Origin of the sequence: Actinoallomurus acaciae (assembly GCF_042429965.1) — a bacterium.
Classification (GTDB): domain Bacteria; phylum Actinomycetota; class Actinomycetes; order Streptosporangiales; family Streptosporangiaceae; genus Actinoallomurus; species Actinoallomurus acaciae.
The window spans coordinates 1-1450 of record NZ_JBHLZP010001007.1 but is presented as its reverse complement, the minus strand read 5'-3'; the positions used below and the strand labels follow the sequence as shown (position 1 = coordinate 1450).

The 1450-nt window shown below is 74.2% G+C and carries 1 protein-coding gene and 1 pseudogene; both read left to right on the top strand.

Annotated features, from left to right (window positions below):
• A partial coding sequence (locus tag ACFFNX_RS49905) for a polyprenyl synthetase family protein (RefSeq protein ID WP_378213510.1) occupies positions 1–805 on the top strand: 805 nt, incomplete at its 5' end.
• Positions 806–1450 (top strand): annotated as a pseudogene (locus ACFFNX_RS49900) (prenyltransferase/squalene oxidase repeat-containing protein); the annotation flags it as partial.

Sequence of the window (1450 nt, the reverse complement as noted above, 5' to 3'; positions counted from 1 at the left end):
GGACCCGCTGCGCGGCGCGACGGCCGCGGCCGCCGTGGAGCTGGTGCACGCCTTCTCCCTGCTCCACGACGACATCATGGACGACGACCGTACGCGGCGGCACCGGCCGACGGCCTGGGTGGTCTTCGGCCGCTCGGCCGCCATCCTCACCGGTGACGCCCTGCTCATCCTGGCCATGGACCTCCTGCTCGAACAGGGCACCCGCGGCGCGGTCGGCGCGGCCCGCTGCCTGAGCGCCGCCACGCAGCGGCTCATCGCCGGGCAGGCCGCGGACCTGGAGTTCGAGCACCGGCAGGACGTCGGGGTGGAGGAGTGCCGCCGGATGGCGGCGAACAAGACCGGGGCGCTGCTGGCCTGCGCCTGCTCGATCGGCGCCCTGTACGTCGAGGCGCCCCGGCCGCTGGTGACCGCGCTGGCGGCGTACGGAGCCGAGATCGGCCTGGCCTTCCAGCTGTCCGATGACCTGCTCGGCATCTGGGGCGACCCGCGGACCACCGGCAAGCCGGCCCTGTCGGACCTGCGGGCGCGCAAGAAGACCCTTCCGGCGGTGGCCGCGCTGACCAGCGACACCGTCGCCGGCCGGCGGCTGGCCGAACTGCTCGCCGGTTCCGGGCCCCTGTCCGAGGCGGACCTGCGCGAGGCCGCCCAGCTCATCGACCAGGCCGGCGGCCGAGCGTGGGCCGAGAAACAGGCCCAGCACCACCTCGACGCCTCCGAACGCATCCTCGGCGGCACACCGATGCCCGCCGACGTACGCGCCGAGTTCTCCGACATCGCCCGCTTCATCACCTCTCGGGACCACTAGATGACCACACTCCAGACCTCGCACCCGGCCGCCCGTACCCGGGCCGCCCTCGACGCGGCGACCGGCCACCTCCTCGACCTGCGGTCCCCGCGCGGCTGGTGGAAGGGCGAACTGCAGACGAACGTCACGATGGACGCCGAGGATCTGCTCCTGCGGGAGTTCCTGGGTATCCGCACACCCCACGAGACCGCGGAGGCGGCCCGCTGGATCCGCTCGCAGCAGCGCGAGGACGGCACGTGGGCGAACTTCCACGGCGGCCCCGGAGACCTGTCCACGACGATCGAGGCGTACGCCGCGCTGCGGCTGGCCGACGACGCACCCGACGCCCCGCACATGCGGGCCGCGCGTGACTTCGTCCGCCGGGAGGGCGGGATCGAGGCGAGCCGGGTGTTCACCCGGATCTGGCTGGCGATGTTCGGCCAGTGGTCCTGGGACGCCCTGCCCGTCCTGCCGCCGGAAATGATGTTCCTGCCGCCGTGGTTCCCGCTCAACGTCTACGACTGGGCGTGCTGGGCCCGGCAGACCATCGTGCCGCTCACGGTCGTCAGCGCGCACCGGCCGGTGCGCCCGCTGCCGTTCGACCTGGCGGAGCTGCGGACCGGCCGGCCCGCGGCCCGGCGTCCCGCGCCGGGCTGGGAGACGGTC